General features: G+C 65.2%; 26 protein-coding genes and 1 pseudogene. 16 read left to right on the plus strand and 11 right to left on the minus strand.

The features are described from left to right. The first annotated feature begins 81 nt into the window (after positions 1-81). From ACVMB1_RS32945 to ACVMB1_RS32955, 3 genes and pseudogenes are all read left to right on the plus strand, one after another. Positions 82-480: a metallopeptidase family protein gene (locus ACVMB1_RS32945; RefSeq protein WP_016847635.1), complete on the plus strand. Its 399-nt coding sequence runs from the start codon at positions 82-84 to the stop codon at positions 478-480. An 87-nt stretch (positions 481-567) separates the two neighbouring features. Beyond that, positions 568-1,170: a 3-isopropylmalate dehydratase small subunit gene (leuD, locus tag ACVMB1_RS32950; RefSeq protein ID WP_057020954.1), complete on the plus strand. Its 603-nt coding sequence runs from the start codon at positions 568-570 to the stop codon at positions 1,168-1,170. 93 nt (positions 1,171-1,263) lie between these two features. After that, positions 1,264-2,053, plus strand: a pseudogene (locus ACVMB1_RS32955) (hypothetical protein). A gap of 169 nt (positions 2,054-2,222) precedes the next feature. Here the strand turns inward: ACVMB1_RS32955 and ACVMB1_RS32960 are convergent. Next, on the minus strand, positions 2,223-3,101 hold the full coding sequence (locus ACVMB1_RS32960) for an HpcH/HpaI aldolase/citrate lyase family protein (RefSeq protein WP_141341390.1): 879 nt from the start codon (positions 3,099-3,101) through the stop codon (positions 2,223-2,225). A gap of 142 nt (positions 3,102-3,243) precedes the next feature. Here ACVMB1_RS32960 and ACVMB1_RS32965 point away from each other — a divergent pair, with 142 nt between their 5' ends. Next, entirely contained in the window at positions 3,244-3,900 is a 657-nt protein-coding gene (locus ACVMB1_RS32965; protein ID WP_057020957.1) for a carbonic anhydrase, read from the plus strand. A gap of 1 nt (position 3,901) precedes the next feature. Here the strand turns inward: ACVMB1_RS32965 and ACVMB1_RS32970 are convergent, their stop codons facing one another. Both ACVMB1_RS32970 and ACVMB1_RS32975 read right to left on the minus strand, forming a co-directional pair. Next, positions 3,902-4,462, minus strand: a complete 561-nt coding sequence (locus ACVMB1_RS32970; protein ID WP_076834665.1) for a TIGR00645 family protein — start codon at positions 4,460-4,462, stop codon at positions 3,902-3,904. 38 nt (positions 4,463-4,500) lie between these two features. Beyond that, positions 4,501-5,535: an aspartate-semialdehyde dehydrogenase gene (locus tag ACVMB1_RS32975; RefSeq protein ID WP_076834668.1), complete on the minus strand. Its 1,035-nt coding sequence runs from the start codon at positions 5,533-5,535 to the stop codon at positions 4,501-4,503. A 116-nt stretch (positions 5,536-5,651) separates the two neighbouring features. Between ACVMB1_RS32975 and ACVMB1_RS32980 the strand changes: the two genes are divergently transcribed. Together ACVMB1_RS32980 and ACVMB1_RS32985 are read left to right on the plus strand one after the other, a co-directional pair. Continuing rightward, complete coding sequence (locus ACVMB1_RS32980; protein WP_076834670.1) at positions 5,652-6,446, plus strand: hypothetical protein; 795 nt, start codon at positions 5,652-5,654, stop codon at positions 6,444-6,446. A 176-nt stretch (positions 6,447-6,622) separates the two neighbouring features. Further along, positions 6,623-7,027, plus strand: a complete 405-nt coding sequence (locus ACVMB1_RS32985) for a hypothetical protein (protein ID WP_057020960.1) — start codon at positions 6,623-6,625, stop codon at positions 7,025-7,027. A gap of 176 nt (positions 7,028-7,203) precedes the next feature. Here ACVMB1_RS32985 and leuB read toward each other — a convergent pair whose 3' ends face one another. After that, positions 7,204-8,316 carry a 3-isopropylmalate dehydrogenase gene (gene leuB, locus ACVMB1_RS32990; RefSeq protein ID WP_076834674.1) on the minus strand — a complete coding sequence of 371 codons (1,113 nt, stop codon included), beginning with the start codon at positions 8,314-8,316 and terminating at the stop codon, positions 7,204-7,206. 262 nt (positions 8,317-8,578) lie between these two features. On the opposite strand from leuB, the gene ACVMB1_RS32995 reads away from it, so the two are divergent. Next, a complete protein-coding gene (locus ACVMB1_RS32995; RefSeq protein WP_076834675.1) occupies positions 8,579-9,442 on the plus strand; it encodes a DMT family transporter in 864 nt (287 codons plus the stop codon). 89 nt (positions 9,443-9,531) lie between these two features. Further along, positions 9,532-10,740 (plus strand): YbfB/YjiJ family MFS transporter, encoded by a 1,209-nt coding sequence (locus ACVMB1_RS33000; RefSeq protein WP_076834677.1) that lies wholly within the window; start codon positions 9,532-9,534, stop codon positions 10,738-10,740. Positions 10,741-10,854: 114 nt separating this feature from the next. On the opposite strand, the gene ACVMB1_RS33005 is transcribed toward ACVMB1_RS33000, so the two are convergent. The 3 genes from ACVMB1_RS33005 to ACVMB1_RS33015 all read right to left on the minus strand — a co-directional run bounded on the left by ACVMB1_RS33005 (position 10,855) and on the right by ACVMB1_RS33015 (position 13,018). Then, positions 10,855-11,640: a molybdopterin-binding protein gene (locus tag ACVMB1_RS33005; RefSeq protein WP_076834679.1), complete on the minus strand. Its 786-nt coding sequence runs from the start codon at positions 11,638-11,640 to the stop codon at positions 10,855-10,857. A gap of 10 nt (positions 11,641-11,650) precedes the next feature. After that, positions 11,651-12,283, minus strand: a complete 633-nt coding sequence (locus ACVMB1_RS33010; RefSeq protein WP_076834681.1) for a cytochrome b/b6 domain-containing protein — start codon at positions 12,281-12,283, stop codon at positions 11,651-11,653. Positions 12,284-12,463: 180 nt separating this feature from the next. Then, positions 12,464-13,018, minus strand: coding sequence for a fasciclin domain-containing protein (locus ACVMB1_RS33015; protein WP_057020966.1), 555 nt, complete (start codon positions 13,016-13,018; stop codon positions 12,464-12,466). A gap of 326 nt (positions 13,019-13,344) precedes the next feature. Here ACVMB1_RS33015 and ACVMB1_RS33020 point away from each other — a divergent pair, with 326 nt between their 5' ends. Further along, a complete protein-coding gene (locus ACVMB1_RS33020) occupies positions 13,345-14,745 on the plus strand; it encodes an MFS transporter (protein WP_057020967.1) in 1,401 nt (466 codons plus the stop codon). A gap of 257 nt (positions 14,746-15,002) precedes the next feature. Here ACVMB1_RS33020 and ACVMB1_RS33025 read toward each other — a convergent pair whose 3' ends face one another. Next, positions 15,003-15,764 (minus strand): SDR family oxidoreductase, encoded by a 762-nt coding sequence (locus tag ACVMB1_RS33025; protein WP_057018142.1) that lies wholly within the window; start codon positions 15,762-15,764, stop codon positions 15,003-15,005. Between the two features lie 86 nt (positions 15,765-15,850). Between ACVMB1_RS33025 and ACVMB1_RS33030 the strand changes: the two genes are divergently transcribed. After that, entirely contained in the window at positions 15,851-17,380 is a 1,530-nt protein-coding gene (locus ACVMB1_RS33030) for a malonate--CoA ligase (protein ID WP_076834683.1), read from the plus strand. A gap of 26 nt (positions 17,381-17,406) precedes the next feature. Further along, positions 17,407-17,931 (plus strand): DUF3658 domain-containing protein, encoded by a 525-nt coding sequence (locus ACVMB1_RS33035; RefSeq protein WP_083715232.1) that lies wholly within the window; start codon positions 17,407-17,409, stop codon positions 17,929-17,931. Here the strand turns inward: ACVMB1_RS33035 and ACVMB1_RS33040 are convergent. After that, positions 17,909-18,769: a sulfite exporter TauE/SafE family protein gene (locus tag ACVMB1_RS33040; protein WP_076834685.1), complete on the minus strand. Its 861-nt coding sequence runs from the start codon at positions 18,767-18,769 to the stop codon at positions 17,909-17,911. The genes ACVMB1_RS33035 and ACVMB1_RS33040 overlap by 23 nt on opposite strands. A 13-nt stretch (positions 18,770-18,782) precedes the next feature. Next, positions 18,783-19,022, minus strand: a complete 240-nt coding sequence (locus ACVMB1_RS33045; protein ID WP_076834686.1) for a hypothetical protein — start codon at positions 19,020-19,022, stop codon at positions 18,783-18,785. Between the two features lie 122 nt (positions 19,023-19,144). Between ACVMB1_RS33045 and ACVMB1_RS33050 the strand changes: the two genes are divergently transcribed. The 5 genes from ACVMB1_RS33050 (at position 19,145) to ACVMB1_RS33070 (ending at position 23,710) form a co-directional block, all read left to right on the plus strand. Continuing rightward, positions 19,145-20,047 carry a LysR family transcriptional regulator gene (locus ACVMB1_RS33050; protein ID WP_246786655.1) on the plus strand — a complete coding sequence of 301 codons (903 nt, stop codon included), beginning with the start codon at positions 19,145-19,147 and terminating at the stop codon, positions 20,045-20,047. 229 nt (positions 20,048-20,276) lie between these two features. Continuing rightward, the gene (gene sdhC / locus ACVMB1_RS33055; protein WP_028337891.1) at positions 20,277-20,675 is read left to right on the plus strand and encodes a succinate dehydrogenase, cytochrome b556 subunit; all 399 of its coding nucleotides are present in this window, start codon (positions 20,277-20,279) and stop codon (positions 20,673-20,675) included. Between the two features lie 14 nt (positions 20,676-20,689). Next, positions 20,690-21,064, plus strand: a complete 375-nt coding sequence (gene sdhD, locus ACVMB1_RS33060; protein WP_141341401.1) for a succinate dehydrogenase, hydrophobic membrane anchor protein — start codon at positions 20,690-20,692, stop codon at positions 21,062-21,064. 3 nt (positions 21,065-21,067) lie between these two features. After that, entirely contained in the window at positions 21,068-22,906 is a 1,839-nt protein-coding gene (gene sdhA, locus ACVMB1_RS33065; RefSeq protein ID WP_057018135.1) for a succinate dehydrogenase flavoprotein subunit, read from the plus strand. 18 nt (positions 22,907-22,924) lie between these two features. Further along, the gene (locus ACVMB1_RS33070) at positions 22,925-23,710 is read left to right on the plus strand and encodes a succinate dehydrogenase iron-sulfur subunit (protein WP_028337893.1); all 786 of its coding nucleotides are present in this window, start codon (positions 22,925-22,927) and stop codon (positions 23,708-23,710) included. A 28-nt stretch (positions 23,711-23,738) separates the two neighbouring features. Here ACVMB1_RS33070 and ACVMB1_RS33075 read toward each other — a convergent pair whose 3' ends face one another. Then, positions 23,739-26,489, minus strand: a complete 2,751-nt coding sequence (locus tag ACVMB1_RS33075; RefSeq protein WP_076834691.1) for a bifunctional acetate--CoA ligase family protein/GNAT family N-acetyltransferase — start codon at positions 26,487-26,489, stop codon at positions 23,739-23,741. Positions 26,490-26,570: the final 81 nt, after the last annotated feature.

The following is a 26,570-nucleotide window of genomic DNA, read 5'->3' on the forward strand; positions in this document are numbered from 1 at the left end:
CGTGGGCGGCACGGTCTCCCATTGCGCCGCCAAGGTCAACTGCGCTGGCGCCGCCGATAGCACTCGCGCTAAAGGAGTGTCATGTGGACCACAGAAAAAGCCCCCTCGCTGGCCGAGATGGAGGCCATGGCGCACGAGGTTTTCGAGCGCCTGCCCAAGACGTTCCGGGCCCTCTGCGAGGGCCTGATCATCCGCGTCGACGACTTTCCGACCGACGAGGTGCTCGACGAGATGCAGGCCGAGAGCGAGTTCGACCTGCTCGGCCTGTTTCAGGGCATCGGCCTGCCGCAGCAGAGCCATAGCGACGTGGCCCGGCTGCCCAACCTGGTCTGGCTGTACCGCCGGCCGATCCTGGATTACTGGGCGGAGCACGACGAGACCCTCGGCCACATCGTTCGCCACGTGCTGATCCATGAGATCGGGCACCATTTCGGCCTCTCCGACGCCGATATGGAGGCGATTGAGGCCGATGCGGGCTAGCCCTGCAGAAATGGCCCTTTTACCGCTGTCACATTCGCGATAAACATCCGGCCGATATCCGCTATTTTTTGCCCGGGAAGAGCACCGATGGATAAGTTCACCACGCTGGAAGGCGTCGCGGCGCCGCTGAAGATCATCAATGTCGACACCGACATGATCATTCCGAAGCAATACCTCAAGACCATCAAGCGCACCGGCCTTGGCAAGGGGCTTTTCTCCGAGCAGCGCTACAAGGATGACGGCAGCGAGAACCCGGATTTCGTCCTCAACCAGCCCGCCTATCGCAACGCGAAGGTGCTGGTCGCCGGCGACAATTTCGGCTGCGGCTCGAGCCGCGAGCACGCGCCCTGGGCACTGCTCGACTTCGGCATCCGCTGCGTGATCTCGACCTCGTTTGGCGACATCTTCTACAACAACTGCTTCAAGAATGGCATCCTGCCGATCCGCGTGTCGCAGGAGGACCTCGACAAGCTATTCGACGACGCCGAGCGCGGCGCCAACGCGACGCTGACCATCGACCTCCCCAACCAGGAGATCCGCGGTCCCGACGGCGGCAAGGTCAAGTTCGAGATCGACCCGTTCCGCAAGCACTGCCTGATCAACGGCCTCGACGACATCGGCCTGACGATGGAAAAGAAATCGTCGATCGACAGCTACGAGACGAAGCTCAAGGAACGCGCCTGGGCTTGAGGCTCAGCGCATCATCGTGCCCCGGTGCCGTCAGGCGCCGGGGCTTTTCTTTGCCGAATTCGCTCGCCGCAAACCCGCTGATAGCTGACGCGCATGCTGCCTGACATCGTCACCTTCTGGCACGGCTCGATGGACGCGCTGCGCCAGACCTGCCTGCGCTCGCAGGCGGCGGCGGGGCACAAGGTCACCGTCTACAGTTTCGATCCGATTCCCGGCCTGCCCGACGGTAATCGGCAATGCCGGAGCCGAAGCCGTGCTGCCGCATTCGTTCGCGGAGAAGCTGCGCCCGGCGGAGCCCGACGGCTCGTGGCGCGACTGGACCATGCTGCAGTTCAGCGACTTCTTCCGCATGCGGCTGATGGCGCGGCGCGCCGGTCTCTGGCTCGACGCTGACGTGCTGCTGCTGAAGGGCGTCGAGCTCGATCCGGCCAAGCCCTATTTTGCCTGGGAGCGGCCGCGGCAGCTCGGCAACTCCGTGCTGTATCTGCCGACCGACGATCCAATCGTGCGCGCGTTCGAGGCGCTGATGCAGCAGGACGAGCTGATCCCGGACTGGCTGGCGCTGCGCCATCGCCTGACCTTTGCGATGCGCCGGCTGCGCGGCAAGTCCAATCGCCTCGCCGACATCCGTGTCGCGATCTACGGCCCGGCGGCGCTCACCGCGCTGGCGCGCCGCGCAGGCGAATTGCAGCACGCGCTGCCGAAGCGATCATTCTACGCCGTGCATGCCGAGCCGAAGCTGTTCTTCGAGCCGTCGGATTTTTCGCGCTACCTGAACGATCCCGGGATCATCGGCCTGCACATCTCGCCGAAAGGGCGCGGCAAGGAGGCGCCGATCCCGGGCAGCCTCTACGCGTGGGCGGCGGAGAGGTTTGGAGCGTAACGCAAACACCGCTGCACCCTCTCCCCTTGTGGGAGAGGGTGGCTTCGCGAAGCGAAGCCGGGTGAGGGGTTCTCTCCCACGGGAGAATCCCGGAAGCGGAGATAACCCCTCATCCGGCGCTTCGCGCCACCTTCTCCCACAGGGGGGAGAAGGAAGACGCTTCGCTGGGCTAATGCCCCATCGCGGCGACCGCATCGGCGATCGCGATCGTGCGCCTGGCCATCTCGGCGTGCAGGCGCTCGACCATGCGGCCGTCGAGCTGGATCGCGCCGCGCGAGGCGTTCTCCGGCTTCTCGAAAGCGGCAATGATCTTGCGCGCCTCGGCGACCTCGGCCTCGGGCGGCGTGAAGATCGCGTTGCAGGCATCGATGTGGCTCGGATGGATCAGCGTCTTGCCGTCGAAGCCGAGATCGCGGCCCTGCGCGCATTCCTCCGCGAAGCCGTCGACATTGCTGATGTCACTGTAGGGCCCGTCGAGGATCTCGAGCCCGTGCGCGCGGGTCGCCAGGATGCAATGCGTGATCATCGGAATCATCGCCGCGCGGCCCGGCTTCATCCGGATCCGGGTTTCGCGGGCAATGTCGTTCGGCCCGAACACGAAGCCGGCGAGCCGGGTTTCGGAATCCTTCGATGCCGCGGCCAGCTTGTCGGCGTCGAGCACCGCGCGCGCGGTCTCGATCATCGCCCAGACCCGGATCGAGGCAGGCGCATTGATGTCGCTGAGGCGATCGGCGACGGCGTTGAGATCGTCGACGGTCGAAATCTTGGGAACCAGGATCCCGTCCGGCTGCGCCTTGCCGGCCATGCCGATGTCGTCGACCCACCAGGGCGTGTCGAGCGCGTTGATGCGGATCAGCATCTCGCGCTTGCCGAAGCCCTTGGCGGCGACCGCCTTGGCGATCTGCTCCCGGGCTGTGGCCTTGGCGTCGGGGGCAACGGAATCCTCCAGGTCGAGGATAATGCCGTCCGCCGGCAGCGTCCGGGCCTTTTCCAGCGCCCGTGCATTCGATCCCGGCATGAACAACAGGCTGCGGCGCGGACGGGTCATCGACATTCTCCTGGGGGCTTGGGCTCCGCCACTGTCCATTGTTTAGGCATCGGACGGAACCATTCTTCGACGCTGCCGTATCATCTCAGGCCACACGCCGAAAGTCTTGTTCCCGTTACCCGCATGTGGTTAGCCAGAGGCCATGAAATTCTTTCCGAAGCAGTTGATCGACGGCTACCGGACGTTCGCCACCCAGCGGCTGCCGACTGAACAGTCCCGCTACCGCGACCTGTCGGAGCGCGGCCAGTTTCCCGAGACCATGGTGATCGGCTGCTGCGACTCCCGCGTTTCGCCGGAGGTGATCTTCGACGCCGGCCCCGGCGAGTTGTTCGTGGTCCGCAACATCGCCAATCTGGTTCCGGTCTATCAGCCCGACAGCAACGCCCACGGCGTCTCGGCCGCGCTGGAATATGCCGTGACCGTTTTGAAGGTGAAGAACATCGTGGTGCTGGGCCACGCGCAGTGCGGCGGCATCCGCGCCTTCGTCGACAAGATCAAGCCGCTCACGCCCGGCGACTTCATCGGCAAATGGATGCAGATGTTCATCAAGCCCGGCGAAATCGTCGAGCAACGCGAGCATGAGACCATGCAGGACTTCGTCGTCCGCATCGAGAAGGCCGCGGTGTTCCGCTCGCTGGAGAACCTGATGACGTTCCCATTCGTGCGCGAACGCGTCGAGAGCGGCGAGATGCAGCTGCACGGTGCCTATTTCGGCGTCGCCGAGGGCTCGCTGTTCGTGCTCGACCGGGTCGCGAAGGAATTCATCAGCGTCCGCGACGAGCTGAAATCAGACCAGTAATCTACTCGCTGCCGTGATGGCCGCTGCCCCAGCGGTCGGAGATCGCGAGCATGAAGGACGACACCACGAATACCAGGTGCACGCCGACCAGCCAGGCGAGCTTGCTGGGATCGAACGCGGTATCGAGGTTCATGAACGCCTTCAGCACCTGAATCGCCGAGATCGCGACGATCGACGCCAGCAGTTTTTGCTTCAGGCCGCCGAAATCGACCTTGGTCATCCAGTCCGGCCAATCCGGATGCCCTTCCGGATCGATCTTCGAGACGAAGTTCTCGTAGCCTGAGAACACCACGATCAGGATCAGATTGCCGGTCAGCGAGATGTCGATCAGCGCCAGCACGCCGAGAATGATGTCGGATTCCTTGGCATCCGGCACATGCAGGATGAAGTGCCACAGCTCCATGCAGAACTTGAACAGCAATGCCGCGAGGCTGATGACGAGACCGAAATAGAACGGCGCCATCAGCCAGCGGCTGTTGAACAGCAGGTTCTCGAAACGACGTTCAACCCGCTTCAGCGTCGGATTGGGCCGATAGGTCCCCGGTTGTTCCGCTTCCGCCATGCCACGCGCTTCCTGACGCCGTATTCCCGCGGCAGCTTTTATGCCGCCTTCTGCTTGGCGGTGATCAGCTTGCGGTTGATCAGGACTTCGGCGATCTGCACGGCATTGAGCGCCGCGCCCTTGCGCAGGTTGTCCGACACGCACCAGAAAGACAGGCCGTTCTCCACCGTCGCGTCCTCGCGGATGCGGCTGATATAGGTCGCGTCCTCCCCGGCAGCCTCATAGGGCGTGACGTAGCCGCCCGGCTCGTGCTTGTCGATCACGAGGCAGCCCGGCGCGCGGCGCAGGATGTCGCGCGCCTCGTCCGCCGTGATCGGATTGGCGAACTCGACATTGACGGCTTCGGAGTGACCGACGAAGACCGGCACGCGTACGCAGGTGGCGGCGAGCTTGATCTTCGGATCGAGGATCTTCTTGGTCTCCGCCATCATCTTCCACTCTTCCTTGGTGTAGCCGTCTTCCATGAAGACGTCGATCTGAGGAATGACGTTGAAGGCGATGCGCTTCGGAAACTTCTTATTGACCAGCTCGTCATTGGTGTAGACGGCCTTGGTCTGCGAGAACAATTCGTCCATTGCGTCCTTGCCGGCGCCCGACACCGATTGATAGGTCGAGACCACGACGCGCGTGATCGTCGCCTTGTCGTGCAGCGGCTTCAGCGCGACGACGAGCTGCGCGGTCGAGCAGTTCGGGTTGGCTATGATGTTCTTCTTGGTGAAGCCGGCGGTCGCATCCGCGTTCACTTCGGGCACGATCAGCGGCACGTCGGGGTCCATGCGCCAGGCCGAGGAGTTGTCGATCACGACGGCGCCGGCGGCGCCGATCTTGGGTGACCATTCCTTGGAGACCGAGCCGCCGGCCGACATCAGGCAGATGTCGATGTCGGAGAAGTCATAGTGCTCGAGCGCCTTCACCTTCAGCGTGCGGTCGCCATAGGAGACCTCGATGCCGACGCTGCGGCGCGAGGCCAGCACGATGACCTCGTCGGCGGGGAATTTGCGCTCGTCGAGAATGTTGAGCATTTCGCGCCCGACATTGCCGGTCGCTCCGACCACCGCGACTTTGTAACCCATCGTTCACTCTCCGACGAAAAATGCCCGTTCCCCCGCAAGCTGCGGAAAGGGAAGAGGCAGCGCTTCTATGCGAGAAACCCCGTCAAGACAACGTTGCGTAGCTTTTGAGCGTTTTGATGCGTTTATTTCGGGCCGATCCGGCCGCGCCCCATCATACGAGAAATCCGTCAGCACTGACGAGCTTCGTCGACGAGGTGTACGCGACGCTCTCCCGGCTGTTCGCCTATGTCGCCGTGCTCGCGCTGTTCGTCGTCCTCGGCAACTATCTATGGAAGCAACTGCCCGACGCAACGGCGATGGCGGCCCCTGCCGCCGCAGGCTGGAGCCCGGCCGGCCGCACGGCGCCGGCCTTTGCCGTAAGCCGGCTCGATCTGCGAGATAAAACAGAGACTTACGAGATCTTCCGGCACCCCGAGGGCGGCCGCAAGGACGCCTTCCGTTGGGCCGATGCCAACGGTGCAACAGTCGCCGAGCTGGAAATCTATCGCCCCGGCGGCGAGGCCATGGGGCCTGCGGTCACCGAGATTGTCGGGCGGCTCCACCCGGGCGGCGTCCGCGAGTTCGAGGCTGCCGGCATCGTCGACAGCAAGTTCGGCAGCGTCACCTTGCTGCGCCCGGCGCGGCAGGACGGCGACCGCGCCTGCCTCGGCTTCCTCAAGCAGGCCGACGCGCCTGACCTCCGGATCTCCGGCTGGACCTGCCAGGGCGCCAGCCTGCCGGCCCGGCGCGCCGCGATCATCTGCATGCTGAACCGCCTGACCCTGCTGGCCGCGGGCAACGATCCGCGGCTCGCCGCCCTGTTCGCGCATGCCGAGCTCAAGCGCACCGACTGCGTTACCTCCGGCGCGCCGGCCCTGTCGGCCGACTGGGTCATGGGCAGCGAGAACCCGCGCCTGCGCGGCGCCCTTTGATGGCGAGACCGTGGCAAGGCACTGGTTTTCATGAAACTTTTGGACTTGGACACGCATTATCTCGGCCGGTGTGGCGCAATTGACCTAGTGACGGCCTCCCCACCATGGCTACAATGTGTTCCGAGTGATTTCGGCGGACGCGCCAGCCCCGACGGGGCCGTAATGACGAGGATGCGATGACCCTAGAATTCCCTGCCGCGAACAAGCTCGTGGTGTTGCTTGCCGCGGCTGCCGTCACCGCAACCGCGTTCGGCATGACCGCAGCCAGCGCGCAGAGCCCGAGCACACGCAAGCAGCAGGAGCAGTATGACCGCGATGGCCGCCGCTACTACGGCGCGCAGGGTCCGAACCGGGTCTATCAGCAGGGTCCGCGCACCCGCGTTTACGTCACCACGCGCTCGTGGCTCGACGCCGGCACCGAAGTGCTGCCGGGCGACCGCAAGTTCAACGACTACGCCTATCCGCCGGAGATCGGTTATCCCTCGTTCGCGCGTGAGAACAACAACCGCCCGATCGATCGCCAGCCGCTCAGCCCGCCGGCCGATCTCGGCGGCTATCCGCGGAATTTCCCGCTGTACTGAGAATTTCGGCGAGCAGCCGATACGAAAATGCCCGGCTCCGGCCGGGCATTTTCATTTTTGGTGCTGTCATTCCGGGGCATCGCGCAGCGATGAACCCGGAATCTCGAGATTCTAAGGTGCGCAAGCGCACACCATAGTTCGATGCTACGCATCGCCCCGGAATGACGGCAGAGCCGTCACGCGTGCAGCTTCTGCAATTCCTTCAGGATCGCCTCGCCCATCTGGCTCGTGCTGGCCGGCGTGGTGCCTTCCGACTTGATGTCGGCGGTGCGCAGGCCGCTGGCGAGCACGGCCGCGATCGCCGCATCGACCTTGTCGGCGAGCTCGCCCATGTCGAAGGAATAGCGCAGCGCCATGCCGAACGACGAGATCATCGCGATCGGATTGGCGAGGCCTCGGCCTGCGATATCGGGCGCCGAGCCGTGCACCGGCTCGAACAGCGAGCGCCGCTTCTTCGTCTTCGAATCGACTTCGCCGAGCGAGGCCGACGGCAGCATGCCGAGCGAGCCGGTCAGCATCGCCGCGATGTCCGACAGCATATCGCCGAACAGATTGTCGGTCACGATGACGTCGAACTGCTTCGGCGCCTTGACGAGGTTCATACCGCCGGAATCGGCGAGCTGGTGCTCGAGCGTGACGTCCTTGTATTCGCGCGCGTGGACCTGGGTCATGACCTCGTTCCAGAGCACGCCCGACTTCATGACGTTGCGCTTCTCCATCGACGTCACCTTGTTGCGGCGCTTGCGCGCCAAGTCGAAGGCGACGCGGCCGATGCGCTCGATCTCGTAGGTGTCATAGACCTGGGTGTCGACCGCGCGCTTCTGGCCGTTGCCGAGATCGGTGATGGTCTTCGGTTCGCCGAAATAGACGCCGCCGGTGAGCTCGCGGACGATCATGATATCGAGCCCCTCGACCACGTCGCGCTTCAGGCTCGAGGCCTCGGCGAGCGCCGGGTAGCACACCGCCGGGCGCAGATTGGCGAACAGGCCGAGATCCTTGCGCAGCCGCAGCAGGCCGGCCTCGGGACGCACCTCATAGGGCACGCTGTCCCACTTCGGGCCGCCGACCGCGCCGAAGACCACGGCGTCCGCCGCCGTCGCCTTGGCCATGTCGCCCTCGGAGATCGACACCTTGTGGGCGTCATAGGCGGAGCCGCCGACCAGGCCCTGCTCGGTCTCGAACTTCGCGATGCCCTGCGCATTCAGCCAGTCGATCAGGCGCTGCACCTCGGCCATCACTTCGGGGCCGATGCCGTCGCCGGGGAGAAGCAGCAGTTTATGGGTCGCCATGGTGTTACCTCGAGCTAATCGTTGTTGTCGTTGCCGGGCAAGAGCGCGAAGCGCGTCCTCGCACAGATGACCCGGCAATCCATCCCGCTTCGAAAGGCCTCTGAAGATGGATGGATGCCCGGGTCGAGCCCGGGCATGACGAGCGGGGGAAATCCGGCCGGAGTGCTAAAGCGCCGGAGCCGGATTGGCAAGGCACCTCGGATCGGCCCAGAATGGTCCCAACGGGCAACCCGCGCCTCTAGAAGCCAACAAGACGGACCTCATGACCGCAGCCATCGTCTACGCCTTCGCCTCGGCGATTTTCCTCGGCGCCGGGGTGGTGCTGGCGCAGCTTGGCCTGCGCACCGTCGAGCCGCTGTCGGGCGCCGCGATCAGCGTGCCCACTTTCACCCTGCTATTCCTGGTGCTGTCGCCGCTGATCCTGCATGGCGAGCCGGTGGTCTGGCGTGCGCTGCCGATCTTCATGGCGATCGGGCTGTTCTTCCCGGCCTCGCTGACGCTCCTGACCTTTGCGTCAAACCGGGCGCTGGGACCGGTCATCACCTCGACGCTGGGCAATCTGGCGCCGCTGTTTGCGGTCACCGCCGCCGTGGTGCTGCTGCACGAGCCCTTGCTGCCGCAGCAGCTCATCGGCCTCGTCGTCGCGGTCGCGGGCGCCGCCATCATCACCGTGACGAGGCCGCGCGACCTCGGCCATTGGCGCAGCTGGGCGCTGCTGCTGCCGCTTACCAGCGCGCTGGTGCGCGGCATCGTGCCGCCGATCGCCAAGCTCGGCCTTGCGATCTGGCCGAGCCCGCTATGGGCCTGCCTGGTCGGCTACGTCATGTCCTCGCTGGTGGTGCTGACCGTGCAACGGGTCCGCAAGGGCAGCTTCATGGTGCAGGCGCCGCGCGAGGGCCGGTTCTGGTTCGCGCTGACCGGGATCAGCAACGGGCTCAGCGCGCTCAGCCTGTTCGCCGCGGTCCGCAACGGCCCGATCACGCTGGTGGCGCCGCTCGCCGCGATCTACCCGCTGGTCACCGTGGCGATGAGCGCGGTGGTGCTCAAGCATGTCGAGATCACCGCGCGGATCGTCGGCGGAACCCTGCTGACCGTGATCGGCGTCGCGCTGGTCCTGATCGCCTGATTGCCTGATACGCAAGACAGTGTTGCGGGCATCGGCGCTGGGCAGCGCCGCCGCGGCCTGTCACAATGGCGGCATTGCCGGAGTGAATTGTGAGAGCCCCCGCCCCGTCCTACCCGCATGCCGCGCGGCTGATCCTTATTCTGTCGCTCGCACCGACGGTCGGTCTCGGCATCGGCCGGTTTGCCTATTCGCTGGTGCTGCCCGACATGCGCGAGCAGCTGGCCTGGTCCTATTCGGCCGCCGGCTTCATGAACACGATCAACGCCGCCGGCTATCTGGTCGGCGCGCTGCTCGCCTCACGCCTGATCGAACGCTTCGGACTTGCCGCATCGGTGCGCTGGTCGACGCTGGCCTGCGCGCTGTCGCTGGCGCTTTGCGCCCTCACGGGCAATTTCGTGGTGCTGAGCTTTGCCCGCCTGCTGGTGGGCTTCGCCGCCGCGATCGGCTTCGTCGGCGGCGGCGCGCTCGCGGCAACCATCGCGCAATCGCGACCCGAACGCGCGAATTTCCTGCTCAGCCTGTTCTATGCCGGGCCGGGCGTCGGCATCCTCGCATCGGGCTTGATCGCGCCCTTCGTGCTGCAGGGCTTCGGCGCCGGCTCGTGGTCGATCGTGTGGTGGGCGATGACGCTACTTTCCGCGATCATGACCGTGCCGCTGATGCTGGCGCCGCTCCACGCCAACACCGCCGCCGGCGGCATCGTGCGGACCCAATTCGCTGTCATGCCGGTCCTGATCTACCTCGCCGCCTACTTCCTGTTCGGCGCCGGCTACATCGCCTACATGACTTTCATGATCGCCTATGTCCGGGACGGCGGCGGCGGCGCAGCTGCACAGAGCGCGTTCTGGAGCCTGATCGGCGTCAGCGCATTCGTGACGCCCTGGGTCTGGGGGCGGGTGCTGGCGCTCGACCGCGGCGGGCTCGCCACCACCATCATCCTCGGCGTCAACGCCCTCGGCGCCAGCCTGCCGATCTTCGGGCATTCGCCGCTGCTGCTGGCGATCTCGGCGCTGGTGTTCGGCGTCGCCTTCTTCGCCGTGGTCGGCTCGACCACCGCCTTCGTGCGTTTCAACTACCCGCCGCAAGCCTGGCCGACCGCGATCGCGGCGATGACCATCGCCTTCGGCATCGGCCAGACGCTCGGACCGATCGTGGTCGGCGCCATCACCGACGCGGTCGGCAGCCTGTCATTCGCGTTGAATGTCTCGGCCGCGATGCTCGCGCTCGGCGCGCTGCTGTCGGCGTTTCAGAGGAAGGTCCCCTCCCAGCGTCGTCCCGGCGAAGGCCGGGACCCATAACCACAAGCGGTTGCGATGGAAGGGAACGTCTCCCCTCGTACCTATTCCCGCGGCCGCGGGGTATGGGTCCCGGCTCCCGTGCGCAATTGCGCATTAGGCCGGGACGACAGCGAGTTAGCTCCCGCTGAACGAATTGTAGCCCTGGTCTTCCCAGTAGCCGCCCTTGTAGTCGTTGGTGACTTCCATCGAGAGCACGTATTTCGGGTTCTTGAAGCCGAGCTTGGTCGGGACCCGGATCTTCATCGGAAAGCCGTAGGCGCGCGGCAGGATCTCGTCGCCGAATTTGAACGTCATCTGGGTCTGCGGGTGCAGCGCCGAGCGCATGTCGAGCGGCGAGTTGTAGCCGTCCTTGTCGGCGCACTGGAACCAGACATATCTGGCACGGGTGTCGGCGCCGACCAGCTTGAGGAAATCGCGCAAGGGTGTACCGGTCCAGCTGCCGATCGCGCTCCAGCCTTCGACGCAGATATGCCGCGTCACCTGCTTGACCTGCGGCAGCTTGTACAATTCGTCGAGCGTCCACGACTTCTTGTTCTCGACCAGCCCGCGCACCTCGAGCTTCCAGTCCGCTGCCGCAATCTCAGGCGCGTCGTCGAGATCGTAATAGGCGTTGAACGGGAACGGCTTGGTGATCATGCTCTCGGGGAAGGTCGGCGCCAGCGCATCCGGATTGAACATCCAGGCCTGCACCGCATCGTTGAACTTCGACACCTGCTTCAGCATTTCCTCGGCTGACGACGAATCGACCACATCGCAGCCGGTGAGCAGCGTCAGCGCGCCGAGGCTGGTGCCCGCCGTGATGAAGCGGCGGCGCGTCAGCTCCGGCATCGTCTTCACCGCATCGCGCACGAGCAGCTTCTTGTCGACACCGGGGATCAGGAGCTTGCGGAGACGACCCATGACTACCTCCCTAGCGTCCGATGATCATGGCGCGCAGGCTCTTCGGCACCAGCAGCGCGAGCGCGACATGGATCACCAGGAAGGCGACGATCAGCGCCATGCAGGTGAAGTGAACGTAGCGGGCGAAATCGTAGCCGCCGAACAGCGACACCAGCCAATGCAGCTGCACCGGCTTCCACATCGACAGGCCGGACAGCACGATGACGACGCCGACCACGATGATGCCGGCATAGAGCAGCTTCTGCACCGAATTGTATTTGCTGAGATCGTCATGCGACAGCTTGAAGGCCAGCGCCGCCTTGGTGTCGGCAATCACGCCGCCGGGGGTGATCGGCAGCAGCTTCTTGCGGAAGCGGCCGGTGGCGAAACCCAGCGCCAGATAGACCAAGCCGTTGGCCATCAACAGCCACATCGCGGCGAAATGCCAGAGCAGCGCACCGCCGAGCCAGCCGCCGAGCGTAATGCTCCGCGAGAAGGTGAAGCTAAATAGCGGCGAGGCGTTGTAGATCTGCCAGCCGGACATGATCATCAGGATCATCGCGAAGGCGTTGATCCAGTGCACCATGCGCACCCAGACCGGCTGGATCGCCTTCGCGGGCGTCGCGGTCTCTGCCTGGTGGTCGCTGACGGCAAGGCTCGTCATGGGATGTCTCTGCTCGTGATCGTTACCAGGTTATACGCCCGGAACCGGCGTTCCGTTACGGGGTCAGGCATCATCAGTTTGATATAGGCTGCTTCACATGGTCACAAAAATGCGAGCCCGGCGAGGCGCCGGCTCGCTATGTCGCGGGTCCTTTGAGGGACTAAAGCAGGCCGCCAGGTGTTACGTCGCCGGCATCAGCACGGTATCGACCACATGGATGACGCCGTTCGACTGGTTGACGTTGGAAATCGTCACCATCGAGCTGCCGCCCTTGGCATCGACGATCCAGACCTTGCCGTCCTGCTTCTTGACGGTCAGCTCCTCGCCCTCGGCGGTCTTCAGCTTCTTGCCGTCGGTGAGGTCGGAGGCCTCGAGCTTGCCCGGCACCACATGGTAGGTGAGGATCTTGGTCAGCGTCGCCTTGTTCTCGGGCTTGACGAGGGTGTCGACGGTTCCGGCCGGCAGCTTGCCGAACGCGGCATTGGTCGGCGCGAACACCGTGAACGGGCCCTTGCCTTCCAGCGTGCCGACCAGGCCCGCAGCCTTCACTGCGGCGACGAGCGTGGTGTGATCCTTCGAGTTGACGGCGTTCTGCACGATGTTCTTCGACGGGAACATCGCGGCGCCGCCGACCATCACGGTCTTTTCCTCGGCACGGACCGGCGCCACGACAGTGGCGGTGATCGCAAGCGCGCTGAAGGCGGCGGCGGCGAGATAGGCAATACGCTTCGACATGGTTTCATCTCCCGATGAGTAGGCCGACCGGCGAGGCTTCGCCGGCGTTGAAGGGGCAACAACGGCGCGTGCTGGTTGATCAGTGCGTCGTCGTTGGCTGAGCTACGGCAGGCTTTCCGGACGGTTTCCGGAAATAATTCTTTGTGATTGTTGAAACCGGCCGGCGCGCGCTGCGTACACGCGACGCCTCGCGCTGCCCGGCATGCATTCCATTCAGCGGAATGGACGCGTGCGCTGCCGCGAGCAATTTGCTTGCCGCAGTCAGCTGATTGGTTCAGCTTGAGGTTGCGGCACAGCTTCGCAGAAAGCGGCCGCGGGGAGGCATCATGAGCAGCATCACGGCTGACGGCCACGCCGCACCTGCGGTGAACGATGCAAGTATCGACATCGGTCCGCTCGAGCAGAAGCACCTGCAATACGCCAACTACCGCGCGGTTGCGGACACAACCGAGATCACGAAAACGCATTGGCATATCGCCACCGCCAACGCGCTCGGCTGGGGCTTCGACGGCATGGACGGCGTGATCTTCGCGCTGATCTCGCCGATGGTGATCAAGGAATTTTCGCTGAGCCTGCCGGAGTACCGCTCCGGCATGCAGATCGCGCTGTTCGTCGGCATCGCGGGGCTTTACTTCTGGCCATGGCTCGCCGACCGCTACGGTCGCCGCACGCTGCTCGCCGTCAATATCGCGCTGTTCTCGCTCCTGATGCCGGTCGCGGCGATGTCGCCGACCTTCGCGGTGTTCGTGATCGCGCGCTCGCTGTTGTTCTTCGCGCTCAACGGCGAATGGTCGCTGGGCTCGATGCTGGTCGCGGAGACCTGGCCGGCCCGGCTGCGCGGCCGCGTCATCAGCATCACCCGCTCGGCCTGGTGCCTCGGCGCCACGCTCGCCGGCGCAATCACCGGGCTCGTGGCTGCCAATTTCGGCTGGCGCATCGCAGTGATGGTGCCCGGCGTGATCGCGCTGCTTGCGATCTATATCCGCTCCACCTGCCCGGAATCGCCCTATTGGGTGCGCGCGCAGGACCGCAAGCGGCGCATCTCGGAGACGCTGGCGCGCGGCGGCACGGTCAGCGCCGAGGACAGCGCCTGGTTCGGCAAGGCCAAGTCGGTCGGCATCCGCCAGGTGTTCATGCCCGACGTGCTGCCCGCCACGCTTGTTGCGCTGTTCGTCGCCTGCGCCTCGACCTGCATCTACGGCACGGTCGGCGCCTGGATGCCGCTGTATCTGTCGACCGAGAAGCACTGGTCGACCGCCGAGTACAGCCTGTTCTACGTGTTCTACGGGCTCTGCGGCTTCCTTGGACTGTGCTTGGTGGGCTGGCTGATCGACAAGATCGGCCGCCGCCGCACCTTCATCATCACCCTGATCGAGGGTGCGATCTTCATGACGCTCTGGGTCTATTCCGAAGACCGCGTGCTGCTATGGACGTTCGGGCTCGCCTGGTGTCTCGGCTTCCTCGGCTTCTGGGGGCCGAGCACGACGCTGACCGCGGAGATCTTCCCGACCCGCATCCGCGGCGCCGCCAACGGCGTGGTCTGGGCGATCGCCTATTTCGTCGGCTTCGTGCTGTTTCCCTTCGTCTCGATCGCGCTTCAGCAGCACACCGGCTCGTTCGCGCTGTCGTTCCTCTGCATCCCGGTGCTGATGATCGCGATGGCGATCGGCGTGTTCCTGTTCGTGCCGGAGCATACCGGGAAAGAGCTGAACGAGATCATCGAGTGAGTCGCGCGGGACTCCGTCGTTTGTAGCCCGGATCAAGCGCAGCGAGATCCGGAACCAGCCTCTCCGCGGGCAGACCGTCGGATTACGCTTCGCTCCATCCGGGCTACGGAGCTCCAACCTCCCCTTGAAAAGGGGAGGTCGCTTTGCTCGCAGAGCAAAGCGGGTGGGGATCAGCGCTCTCCGCATACAGCATAGCCTGCGGCTGACCCCCATCCCGGCCTTCCCCCTTTCAGGGGGAAGGAGAAGACGGTCCTCATCTAATCCCGGTTCGCCGGCGTCTGGATGAAGCCGCGGTTGTGGGTCGGGCTGATCAGGATCTCGTTCATGCACACCCGTGCCGGCATGCTGGCGACGAAGGCGATGGTGCGGCCGCAATCCTCGGGCTGCAGCATCTTGGCCTGCTCGGCTTCGCTCGGCACCACCGGCCGCTGCTTCAGGATTGGGGTCGCGACCTCGCCCGGCGACAGGCAGCAAGCGCGCAGGCCGTTGACGCATTCGTCCATGTTGAAGGAATGGGTCAGCGCCAGCACGGCGTGCTTGGTCGTGGTGTAGGCCGGGCCCGGCATCTTCGAGACGTGGCGGCCGGCCCAGGAGGCGACGTTGATGATGCAGCCGTCCTTCTGCTTGCGCATCGTCGGCAGCACCGCGCGCATGCAGTAGAGCACGCCGTTGAGGTTGACCTCGACGAGCTTGTCCCAGCCTTCCAGTTCCATGTCGGCCCAGCTGCGCTTCGGCACGTTGATGCCGGCGCTGTTGACCAGGAGGTCGATGCGGTCGTGCCTGCCGACGATCGCCTCGGCGGCCTTGTTGACGTCGGCCTTGTTGCTGACATCGAGCGGGATCGCCTCGGCCTTGCCGCCCTTTTTGGTGATGTTGGCCACCACGCGGTCGAGCTCTTCCTTGCGGCGGCCGGAGACCACCACCGTCCAGCCGTCCGCAGCCAGGAATTCCGCCCCGGATTCGCCGATTCCAGTACCGCCGCCGGTAACCCAGGCCACGCGTTTCCCATTATTTGTCATGCAAACTGTCTCCGTTGCTTTCCGAAGGGCGTTTTTGCTAATCCAGCCGAAATCTTCCGGCCCTTCGCCCCTCGGGGAATGTTTGCATGAACACGACCACCAACGCCAATCTGTTTTCCCGCCTGTTCGACGGCCTCGACGACCCCAGCCGGCTCGCGATCGAGCAGCTCGACGGCAGCCGCATCTCCTATGGCGATTTGATCGCGCGCGCAGGCCAGATGGCGAACGTGCTGGTTGAGCGCGGCGTCAAGCCGGGTGACCGCGTCGCGGCGCAGACCGAGAAGTCGGTTTCGGCCCTGGTGCTGTATCTCGCCACTGTGCGCGCCGGCGGCGTCTACCTGCCGCTCAACACCGCCTATACGCTGAACGAGCTCGAATACTTCATCACCGACGCCGAGCCGGCGCTGGTGGTCTGCGATCCTTCCAAGCAGGACGGCATCAAGGCGATCGCCGCCAAGGTAGGCGCCAAGGTCGAGACGCTCGGTGCCAACGGCAACGGCTCGCTGACCGAGGCCGCCGACCAGGCGGCGAAGGAATTCGCCACCGTGCCGCGCGGCAACAATGATCTCGCCGCGATCCTCTACACGTCGGGCACCACCGGCCGCTCCAAGGGCGCGATGCTGTCGCACGACAATCTGGCCTCGAACTCGTACTCGCTGGTCGACTACTGGCGCTTCACCGACAAGGACGTGCTGATCCACGCGCTGCCGATCTATCACACCCACGGCCTGTTCGTGGCCAGCAACGTGACGCTGTTTGCGCGCGCCTCGATGATCTTCCTGCCGAAGTTCGATCCGGACGTGATCATCAAGCTGATGGCGCGCGCCACCGTGATGATGGGCGTGCCTACCTTCTATACCCGCCTGCTGCAGAATCCCGGCCTGAACAAGGACGCCACCGGGCACATGCGGCTGTTCATCTCGGGCTCGGCGCCGCTGCTCGCCGACACCCATCGCGAATGGTCTGATCGCACCGGCCACGCCGTGCTCGAGCGCTACGGCATGACCGAGACCAACATGAACACGAGCAACCCCTATGACGGCGACCGCGTGCCCGGCGCGGTCGGCTTCGCGCTGCCCGGCGTCTCGGTGCGGGTGACCGATCCCGAGACCGGCAAGGAGCTCGCGCGCGAGACCATCGGCATGATCGAGGTCAAGGGCCCGAACGTGTTCCAGGGCTACTGGCGCATGCCGGAGAAGACCAAGGCCGAATTCCGCGCCGACGGCTTCTTCATCACCGGCGACCTCGGCAAGATCGACGACAAGGGCTATGTCCACATCCTCGGCCGCGGCAAGGATCTTGTGATCTCGGGCGGCTTCAATGTCTATCCGAAGGAGATCGAGAGCGAGATCGACGCCATGCCCGGCGTGATCGAGTCAGCCGTGATCGGCGTGCCGCATGCCGATTTCGGCGAAGGCGTCACCGCCGTTCTGGTCTGCGCCAAGGGCGCCGATGTCAGCGAGGCCGCGGTGCTGAAGGCGCTCGACGGACGGCTGGCGAAGTTCAAGATGCCGAAGCGCGTCTTCGTCGTCGAGGAATTGCCGCGCAACGCGATGGGCAAGGTGCAAAAGAATATTCTGCGGGATACGTATAAGAATATTTACGCGAAGGGATGAAGCCGCAAGAACGTCGTGAGGGGTAGATGGAGCGGGAGCAGGCTATCCAGATTAACGATCAACTCGTCATCGCGCACGAGGCGATGAAGAAGGCTCGAATCGCGATTGCGGAGCTCGGAAAGCAGGAGCGGCTTGAATTGGATGGCCGGCTTTATGACCTCCTGCTCGAACTGGAATGGCAGGTGATGCTACCGCTCTACGAACAGTTTCGCGACCTGATGAAGCTGGAGCTTCACGAAGAACTGCCTCCCCCGACCTCCGAACTGAAGTGGAGTGACGTGCGTCTTCCCCGTGGCGCTACGGAAGCTGCGCTCGACGACGTCATCATGTCGGCCCTGACATCGCGATGGCAGAAGGTCGCGATGATTATAGGGGTCGCGATGGCAGACTGCGAGAAACTGAAATTGCCGATAGCTCCTGAAATGATCGGAGCACGCTTGCGATTCCTGTCCCACGCTGATCGGATCGAGGGCGTCGGAGACCTCCGACCGTGGGGTCACAGCGAAGTACGGCTGAAGGACGAGCCGATCAGTGCCCGCCCAGCAGGCTGATCACGAACCGTCCGCCGACGATGAAGAGATAGGCCCCGAACGCCACCTCCAGCGCCCGCTTCGACAGCGCGTGCGCAACCTTGACGCCGAGCGGCGCGGTGACGAGCGTGGTCGGCATCACCAGCAGCGCCCCGATCAGTGAGACGTAACCGAGCGCGAACGGCAATTGCAGCGCGGCGACGTCGGGGAAGCGCGCGGCCGCGGGCCAGCCGGCATAGACGTAGCCCAGCGCGCCGGGGATCGAGATCAGCACCGCAAGCGCGGAAGAGGTCGCGACCGCCTGATGGATCGGCCGGCCGTAGAAGGTCATCAAGAGGTTGGCGAACAGGCCGCCGCCGATGCCCATCAACGTCGACAACAGGCCGACGAAGAAGCCATAGGCGCGCATCAGGAAGCCCTTCGGCACGTCGTCGCCGAACTTCCAGGTCTCGCGCGCCAGCAGCAGGCGCGCGGCCGCCGACCACGCCACCATCACGAACACGATCTTGAACAGCCGCTCCGGCGCGAACCGCGCGGTGACGCTGCCGGCGGCGACGCCGATCACGATCGGCAGCCACCAGCGCTTCAGGATCTCCATATCGACCGCGCCGCGGCGATAATGGGCGCGGAACGAGCTCAGCGAGGTCGGGATGATGATCGCGAGCGAGGTGCCGATACACAGCGGCATCCGCACCTCGAGCGGCACGCCCGCCAGCCGGAAGCATTCGTAGAACACCGGCACCAGGATCGCGCCGCCGCCGATGCCGAACAGGCCGGCGAGAAAGCCGGACAGCGCCCCGACCGCAATCAGCAGCAGCGCAAGTTCGAGCAATTCCTTGGGATCGAGGCCGGCCATCATGTCCTTCGCATCGTCAGGAGGCGCCTGCCTCGGTGCGGTCGGCCAACCACAGTGCGACCAGCGCTGCCACGGGAGCAGCGACCGCAATCAAGGCAAAGCGGAGTGGGATCGAGGACGTCGCGCCCTGCATCGGCAACGTCAGCACGTCGATTAACAGTCCGACGCAGGAGAAAACAAGCAGGATGGCCGGATCGTCGGCGCCGGCACGTCCGCGCCGCTCGAGCGAATTTGGACGGATGGACGTTGAGGCCATGTCGAACTCCTCAAATCGTGGAGCCGTCAGGCTAGACCCTTCTGAAAGACGGGGGTATTGCTGCAGATGAGCAGGCTCTCTTGCGAAATGCGGAAGGATCGGGCTTGGACCGGCTTGCGGCGATGGCGGCCTTTGTCCGCGCGGTCGAGAGCGGCAGCCTGTCGGCGGCCGCGCGCTCGCTGCCGAGCTCGCTGACCTCGGTGAGCCGGCAGATCAGCGCGCTCGAGGAGCAATTCGGCACCCGCCTGCTACTGCGTACCACCCGCCAGCTCGCGCTGACCGACGACGGACGCATCCTCTACGAGCGCGCGAAATCGATCCTCGGCGAGATCAGGGAGATCGAGGCGGCGCTGGCGCGCGACCCGCATCAGCCATCGGGACGGATCCGCGTCAGCTCGCCGAGTCTGATCGGTCGGCTCGTGATCGCGCCGCTGCTGGTCGAGTTTCTGCGCCGCTATCCGGCGCTGTCCGTCGACCTTCTGCTGGTCGACCGCGCCGTCGACATAGTCGAGGAGGATATCCATCTGGCTATACGCATCGGCCGCTTGCGCGACTCGCAGCTGGTAGCGCGCAAGCTCACCGATCTGCAGATGATTGTGTGCGCGTCGCCGGACTATCTGGCCCGGCGCGGCGCGCCGCAGACACCGGTTGATCTTGCCGGGCATGACTGCCTGGTGTTTTCCGATTCGCCCGGCAGCGCGGAGTGGCGCTTTGCCGACGGCAGCAAGACGGGTCGCAAAATCCGCATATCCGGTCGGCTCTGGATGAATAGCCTTGACGCGCTGGTCAGCGCGGCGCGGGAGGGCGCCGGCATCGTCCGCGTGCCGTCCTGGCAAGTGCAGTCCGAGCTCGCCGACGGTCGCCTGACGCGCCTGTTGATCGACCATGAGCCGGCGCCGACGCCGCTACATCTGATGCTTCAGCCGTCACGTCTCGCATCGCCTAAGATCAGGGCATTTGTCGATTATCTGGTGGAACGGTGGGGCAAAATCGACGCCTTGCGACCCCCGTTTGCGGGCAGTTGAGCGCGCCAACCGATCCACGAGCATCCCGATTCATTACTTTGTTCGCTCGGCCTTGCATCTGGTATACCACACTGCGGATCAACCAGAATTCGGCAACTCTAACAATGAACTTCGGTTCGACCGAAGGCTATTTGGCCGTTGCGCGGGGTGATCCGACTCCGTAAATAGAACTCCTCTACCGCGTTCCCCGATGGGCCGGCCGCGGTCCCTCACAACATAAAGCCCGCCGATGACCGCCAGGATCGAACGACCGCTTTCACCCCATTTGCAGACCTACCGGTGGACGCTGACGATGGCGCTGTCCATCGTCCACCGCGCCACGGGTCTGGCCCTCTATTTCGGCACGCTGCTGCTGGCCTGGTGGCTGATCGCCGCCGCTTCCGGCCCCTCGGCTTACGCCAACGTCCAGGCCTTCACCGGCAGCGCGATCGGCAAGCTGATCGTGTTCGGCTACACATGGGCGCTGATGCACCATCTCTGCAGCGGCATCCGGCATTTCGTCTGGGACCTCGGCTACGGCTTCAAGGCCAATGAGCGCGAAGCCCTGACCTGGGGCGCGCTGGTCGCCGGCATCGCGTTGACCGTTTTGGTCTGGATCATTGCCTACGCCGTGGGAGGTGGACGATGAGCGGCCCCTCCTCGATGCGCACGCCGCTGGAGCGCGTCCGCGGCCTCGGCTCCGCGCACACCGGCACGGGCGATTTCTGGCGCCAGCGCCTCACCGCGGTTGCGATGACGCTGCTGATCGTTCCCGTGATCGTCGTGGTGATCACGCTGATCGGCCGCAACCATGCCGGCGCGGCGCAGATCCTCGGCTCGATCCCAATCGCCATCATCCTGCTGCTCTTCATCGTCGCCAGCACCTGGCACATGAAGATCGGCATGCAGGTCGTGATCGAGGACTACATCCATAACGAGAAGCTGAAGATCGCCAGCGTGATGGCGAACAACTTCTTCTGCGTCGCGGTCGCATTGGCCTCGATCTACGCAATCCTCAAATTGTCGTCGGGAGTTTGATCCATGGCCGGTGAAGGAAACGGCAAGGCCACCAACGGTGGCCCGGCCACGAACGGCAAGGCCTACCCGATCCAGGACCACACCTACGACGTCGTTGTGGTCGGCGCCGGCGGCGCGGGCCTGCGCGCAGTGGTCGGCTGTTCGGAAGCCGGGCTGCGCACCGCATGCATCACCAAGGTGTTCCCGACCCGCTCGCACACGGTGGCGGCGCAGGGCGGCATCTCGGCCTCGCTCGGCAACATGCATCAGGACGACTGGCGCTGGCACATGTACGACACCGTGAAGGGGTCGGACTGGCTCGGCGACCAGGACGCGATCGAATACATGGTGCGCAACGCGCCCGACGCGGTCTACGAGCTCGAGCACTGGGGCGTTCCGTTCTCGCGCACCGAGGACGGCAAGATCTATCAGCGCCCGTTCGGCGGCATGACCATCGACTTCGGCAAGAGCCAGGCACAGCGCACCTGCGCCGCCGCCGACCGCACCGGCCACGCCATGCTGCACACGATGTACGGCCAGTCGCTGCGCCACTCGGCCGAGTTCTTCATCGAGTTCTTCGCCATCGACCTGATCATGGACGATCAGGGCGTCTGCCGCGGCGTCATCGCGCTCAAGCTCGATGACGGCACGCTGCATCGCTTCCGCGCCCAGACCACGATCCTGGCGACCGGCGGCTATGGCCGCGCCTATGCCTCCTGCACCTCGGCGCACACCTGCACCGGCGACGGCGGCGGCATGGTGCTGCGCGCCGGCCTGCCGCTGCAGGACATGGAATTCGTCCAGTTCCATCCGACCGGCATCTACGGCTCGGGCTGCCTCGTCACCGAAGGCGCCCGCGGCGAAGGCGGCTATCTCGTCAACTCCGAGGGCGAGCGCTTCATGGAGCGCTATGCGCCGTCGGCCAAGGACCTCGCCTCGCGCGACGTCGTCTCGCGCGCGATGACGATCGAAATCCGCGAAGGCCGCGGCGTCGGCAAGAAGAAGGACCACATCTTCCTGCACCTCGACCACCTCGATCCGAAGGTGCTGCATGAGCGGCTGCCGGGCATCTCCGAATCGGCCAAGATCTTCGCCAATGTCGACGTCACCCGCGAGCCGATCCCGATCGTGCCGACCGTGCACTACAACATGGGCGGCATCGCCACCAACTATCACGCCGAGGTGCTGACCAAGCGCAATGGCGACGACAATTCGGTGGTGCCGGGCCTGATGGCGATCGGCGAAGCGGCCTGCGTCTCGGTGCACGGCGCCAACCGCCTCGGCTCCAACTCGCTGATCGACCTCGTGGTGTTCGGCCGCGCCGCGGCGCTGCGCCTTGCCGACAAGCTGACCGCGAACGCCAAGCAGCCGGAGCTGCCGAAGGATTCCGCCGATCTCGCGCTCGGCCGGCTCGATCACTTCCGCCATGCCTCCGGCGGCACGCCGACCGCCAAGCTGCGCGACAGCATGCAGCATGTGATGCAGAACAATTGCGCGGTGTTCCGCACCGGCGACGTGCTGCAGGAAGGCCAGAACCTGATCCACAAGGTCTATGGCGGCGTCGGCGACATCTCGGTGTCGGACCGCTCGCTGGTGTGGAATTCCGACCTGGTTGAGACGCTGGAATTCGACAATCTGATCGTGCAGGCGGTCGTGACTATGGATTCGGCGGCGAACCGCACCGAAAGCCGCGGCGCGCATGCGCGCGAGGACTTCCCGGACCGCAACGACAAGGACTGGATGAAGCACACGCTGACCTGGATCGATCCGGCCGGCAAGACTGCGATCGAGTACCGTCCGGTGCACAGCTACACGATGACCAATGACGTGCAGTACATCCCGCCGAAGGCGCGGGTCTACTGAGAACGAAGGCGAGCAAGCATGGTTGAATTCGCACTTCCGAAGAATTCGAAGATTTCCGGCGGCAAGACCTGGCCGAAGCCGGCCGGCGCCACCGAGACGCGCGAATTTCGGGTGTATCGCTGGAACCCGGACGACGGCAAGAATCCGAGCGTCGACACCTATCATGTCGACACCAATGATTGCGGTCCGATGGTGCTGGACGGCCTGATCTGGATCAAGAACCACATCGACCCGACGCTGACCTTCCGCCGCTCCTGCCGCGAAGGCGTCTGCGGCTCCTGCGCGATGAACATCGACGGCCAGAACACGCTGGCCTGCACCAAGTCGATGCACGACGTCGGCGCCGGCGGCGCGGTGAAGGTCAATCCGCTGCCGCACCAGCCGGTGGTGAAGGACCTGGTCCCGGACCTGACCAATTTCTACGCCCAATATGCCTCGATCGAGCCGTGGTTGAAGACCACGACGCCGACGCCGCAGAAGGAGTGGAGGCAGAGCCACGAGGACCGCGAGAAGCTCGACGGCCTCTACGAGTGCATCCTGTGCGCCTGCTGCTCGACCTCATGCCCGAGCTACTGGTGGAACAGCGAGCGCTTCCTCGGCCCCGCCGCGCTGCTGCAGGCAAACCGCTGGGTCACCGATTCCCGCGACGAAGCGACCGGCGAGCGGCTCGACAATCTCGAGGATCCGTTCCGCCTCTATCGCTGCCACACCATCATGAACTGCGCCAAGGCGTGTCCGAAGGGCCTCAACCCCTCCGAAGCGATCGCCGAGCTCAAGTTCAAGCTGGTCGAACGCCAGATCTGATCCGTTGCAGCCGCGGCTGGCGCTGTTATCAGCGGCCAGCCGCAGCAGGCCGGATCAGGATATCGGCGCCGACCGCATCGACGCCGGATCGATCGAGGTCGAGTACGACATCGACGATGCTGTGATCGTCCGGATCCATCGTCACGGTGAAGCCGAGATCGCGGCACATCCCGATCATCGTGGTGTTCTCGGTCAGCACCTGGCCGGACAGACGCTTCAATCCCTCCGACCGCGCATAGTGGATCAGGAGCTGCATCAGCGCCCAGCCGAGCCCTTTGCCCTTGAGATCGGACTGCAGCAGGATCGCGTATTCGGCATTCTCGTACAGCGAGTCCGAATGCAGCCGGACCGCACCCATCATCTCGCCGGTGTTCGGATCGAGCGCCACAAACGCCATCGCCCGCGCATAGTCGAGCTGGGTCAGGCGCGCGATGAAGGCGTGCGAGAATTCCTTCATCGCATGGAAGAAGCGCAGCCTGAGGTCTTCGGCGGTGACGCGCTTGAAGAACTCGCTGACCATCGGCTCGTCTTCCGGCCGCATCGGGCGTACCGTGACACGCGAGCCGTCGCGCAGCGCAAGCTCACCTTCCCATTGCGACGGATAGGGCCGCACCGCGAGCCGCGTTTGGCCGGCAAACAGCCGCGCCGGCTTGCGGATCGCGACCCGCGCATCGAGCGCGAGCACGCCGCTCTCGTCCGCCAGCATCGGGTTGATGTCGAGCTCGGCGACCTCGGGAATGTCGGCCGCCATCTGCGCCAGCTTGACGAGGGTGAGCGGCACGACGTCCGCCGGGACCGCCGGCACATCGCCATAGCCGCCGAGCAGCCGCGAGACGCGGGTGCGCCCGATCAGTTCGCGAGCGAGATTCATGTCGAGCGGCGGCAGCGCCAGCGCCTTGTCGTTGATCACCTCGACCGCGGGGCCGCCACGCCCGAACACGATCACCGGACCGAAGGTCGGATCTTCGGCGATGCCGAGGATCAGTTCGCGCGCCGCGCGCCGCACGATCATCGGCTGGATCGTCACGCCTTGCAGGATGGCATCGGGCCGGGCACTTCGTGCCCGCGCCATGACGGTCCGGGCAGCTTCAACGACGCTGTCTTTCGTGCGCAGGTCGAGGATCACGCCGCCGACATCGGAGGCGTGCCGGATGTCGCGCGAGAACACCCTGACCACGATCGCATGTCCCTCGGCGAGGAACGGCGCCGCCTTCTCGGCAGCGTCCTCGGCACTGTTGGCGACGAGCGTCGTCGCGATCGGAATACGATAGGCCGCGAACAGGGCGACGATCTCGGCCGGATCGAGCCAGGCGCGCCCTTCCGACAGCGCGTTCACGACGACATGGCGCGCCGCCGCCGTCTCCGGCGTGAACACCGATGCGACGCCAGGCGGGGTTGCGGCGAGCGCGGTCGAGGCCTCGCGATAGCGCACCAGATACATGAAGGCGCGCACCGCATCGTCCTCGGTCGGGAAGTGCGGAATCCGTGCCGCCTCGAAGATCGCGCCGGTGCGCTCGTCGGCGCCGACCCAGGCCGCGAGCACCAGTGCGGCGACCGCACTCCGCTTCGTCCTGCGGTCGCGGACGCATTGCGCCACCGCCTCTGCAATCCCCTGGGCCGGCGCAACCGCGGTTTCCACATTCGCGACCAGCACCGCATCGCTGTTCGCATCATCGAGCAGTGCGCTGAGCGCCACCACGTAGCGATCGGCATCGGCATCGCCCGCGATGTCGACCGGATTGGCGCAGGACCAGCCCGGCGGCAGCACCTTGTCGAGCCGTTCGATGGTCTCCGCCGTCAGTGTCGCAGGAACCGCGCCGAGCTCGGCCAGCCGGTCGGTCGCGAGGATGCCGAGCCCGCCGCCATTGGTCAGGATCGCCAGTCGGTTGCCGCGCGGAACGAAGCCGCGGCCAAGCAGTTCGGCGCAATCGAACAGCTGACGCAGGTCGTAGACGCGCAGCATGCCGGCGCGACGGAATGCGGCGTCGTAGACCGCATCGGAGCCGGCCAGCGCGCCGGTGTGGGTCGCGGCGGCCTTGGCGCCCTGCGCCATCCGTCCCGACTTGACGATGACGACCGGCTTCAGCCGCGCCGCGGCGCGCGCCGCCGACATGAACTTGCGCGCGTCCTTGACGGCTTCGAGATAGATCAGGATCGCGCTGGTGTGGTCGTCGAGCGCGAAATAATCCAGGAGGTCGGCGACGTCGACATCGAGCTGGTCGCCGATCGACGCGATGCCGGAGAAGCCGAGCCGCCGCTCCGCCGCCCATTCGATCATCGCCGACGCGACCGCGCCGGACTGCGAGATCAGAGCAACGTGTCCGTCGGACGGCTGATGCGAGGCGAAGCTCGCATTGAGCTTGGCGCGCGGCACCATGACGCCGAGGCAGTTCGGCCCGATCAGGCGCATACCATGCCGTCGCGCCGTCTGCCCCGCGGTCTCCGCGAGCGAGCCCGGGCCATGGCCGAGACCGGCCGACAGGATCGCCGCGCCGACAACGCCGGCTGAAGCCGCCTCCGCGACGATCTCCGGAACCGCAGCCGCCGGTGCGCTGATGACGAGGAGGTCCGGAACGAATGGCAGCGATTTCAGGTCGGGAACGGTCGGCGCACCATCGACGTCGGCATAGTTCCGATTGACGACGCCGACGCGGCCGGTGAAGCCGCTCGCTCTGATGTTCCTGAGCACCGCCGCGCCGAGCGACGACGGACGCGGGCTGCCGCCGACGATTGCGATGCTTCGAGGCGAAAATAGCCGCTCCAGGCCGTACGTCGACATTGCATGGTCTCGCAGGGAACACGCGGAGGCGCCCGCTTCATGCGCCCTCGATCAACTCTACTGCTTCGCTTGGTTGCATGC

The sequence above is a fragment of the Bradyrhizobium sp. USDA 4504 genome (genome assembly GCF_054063995.1).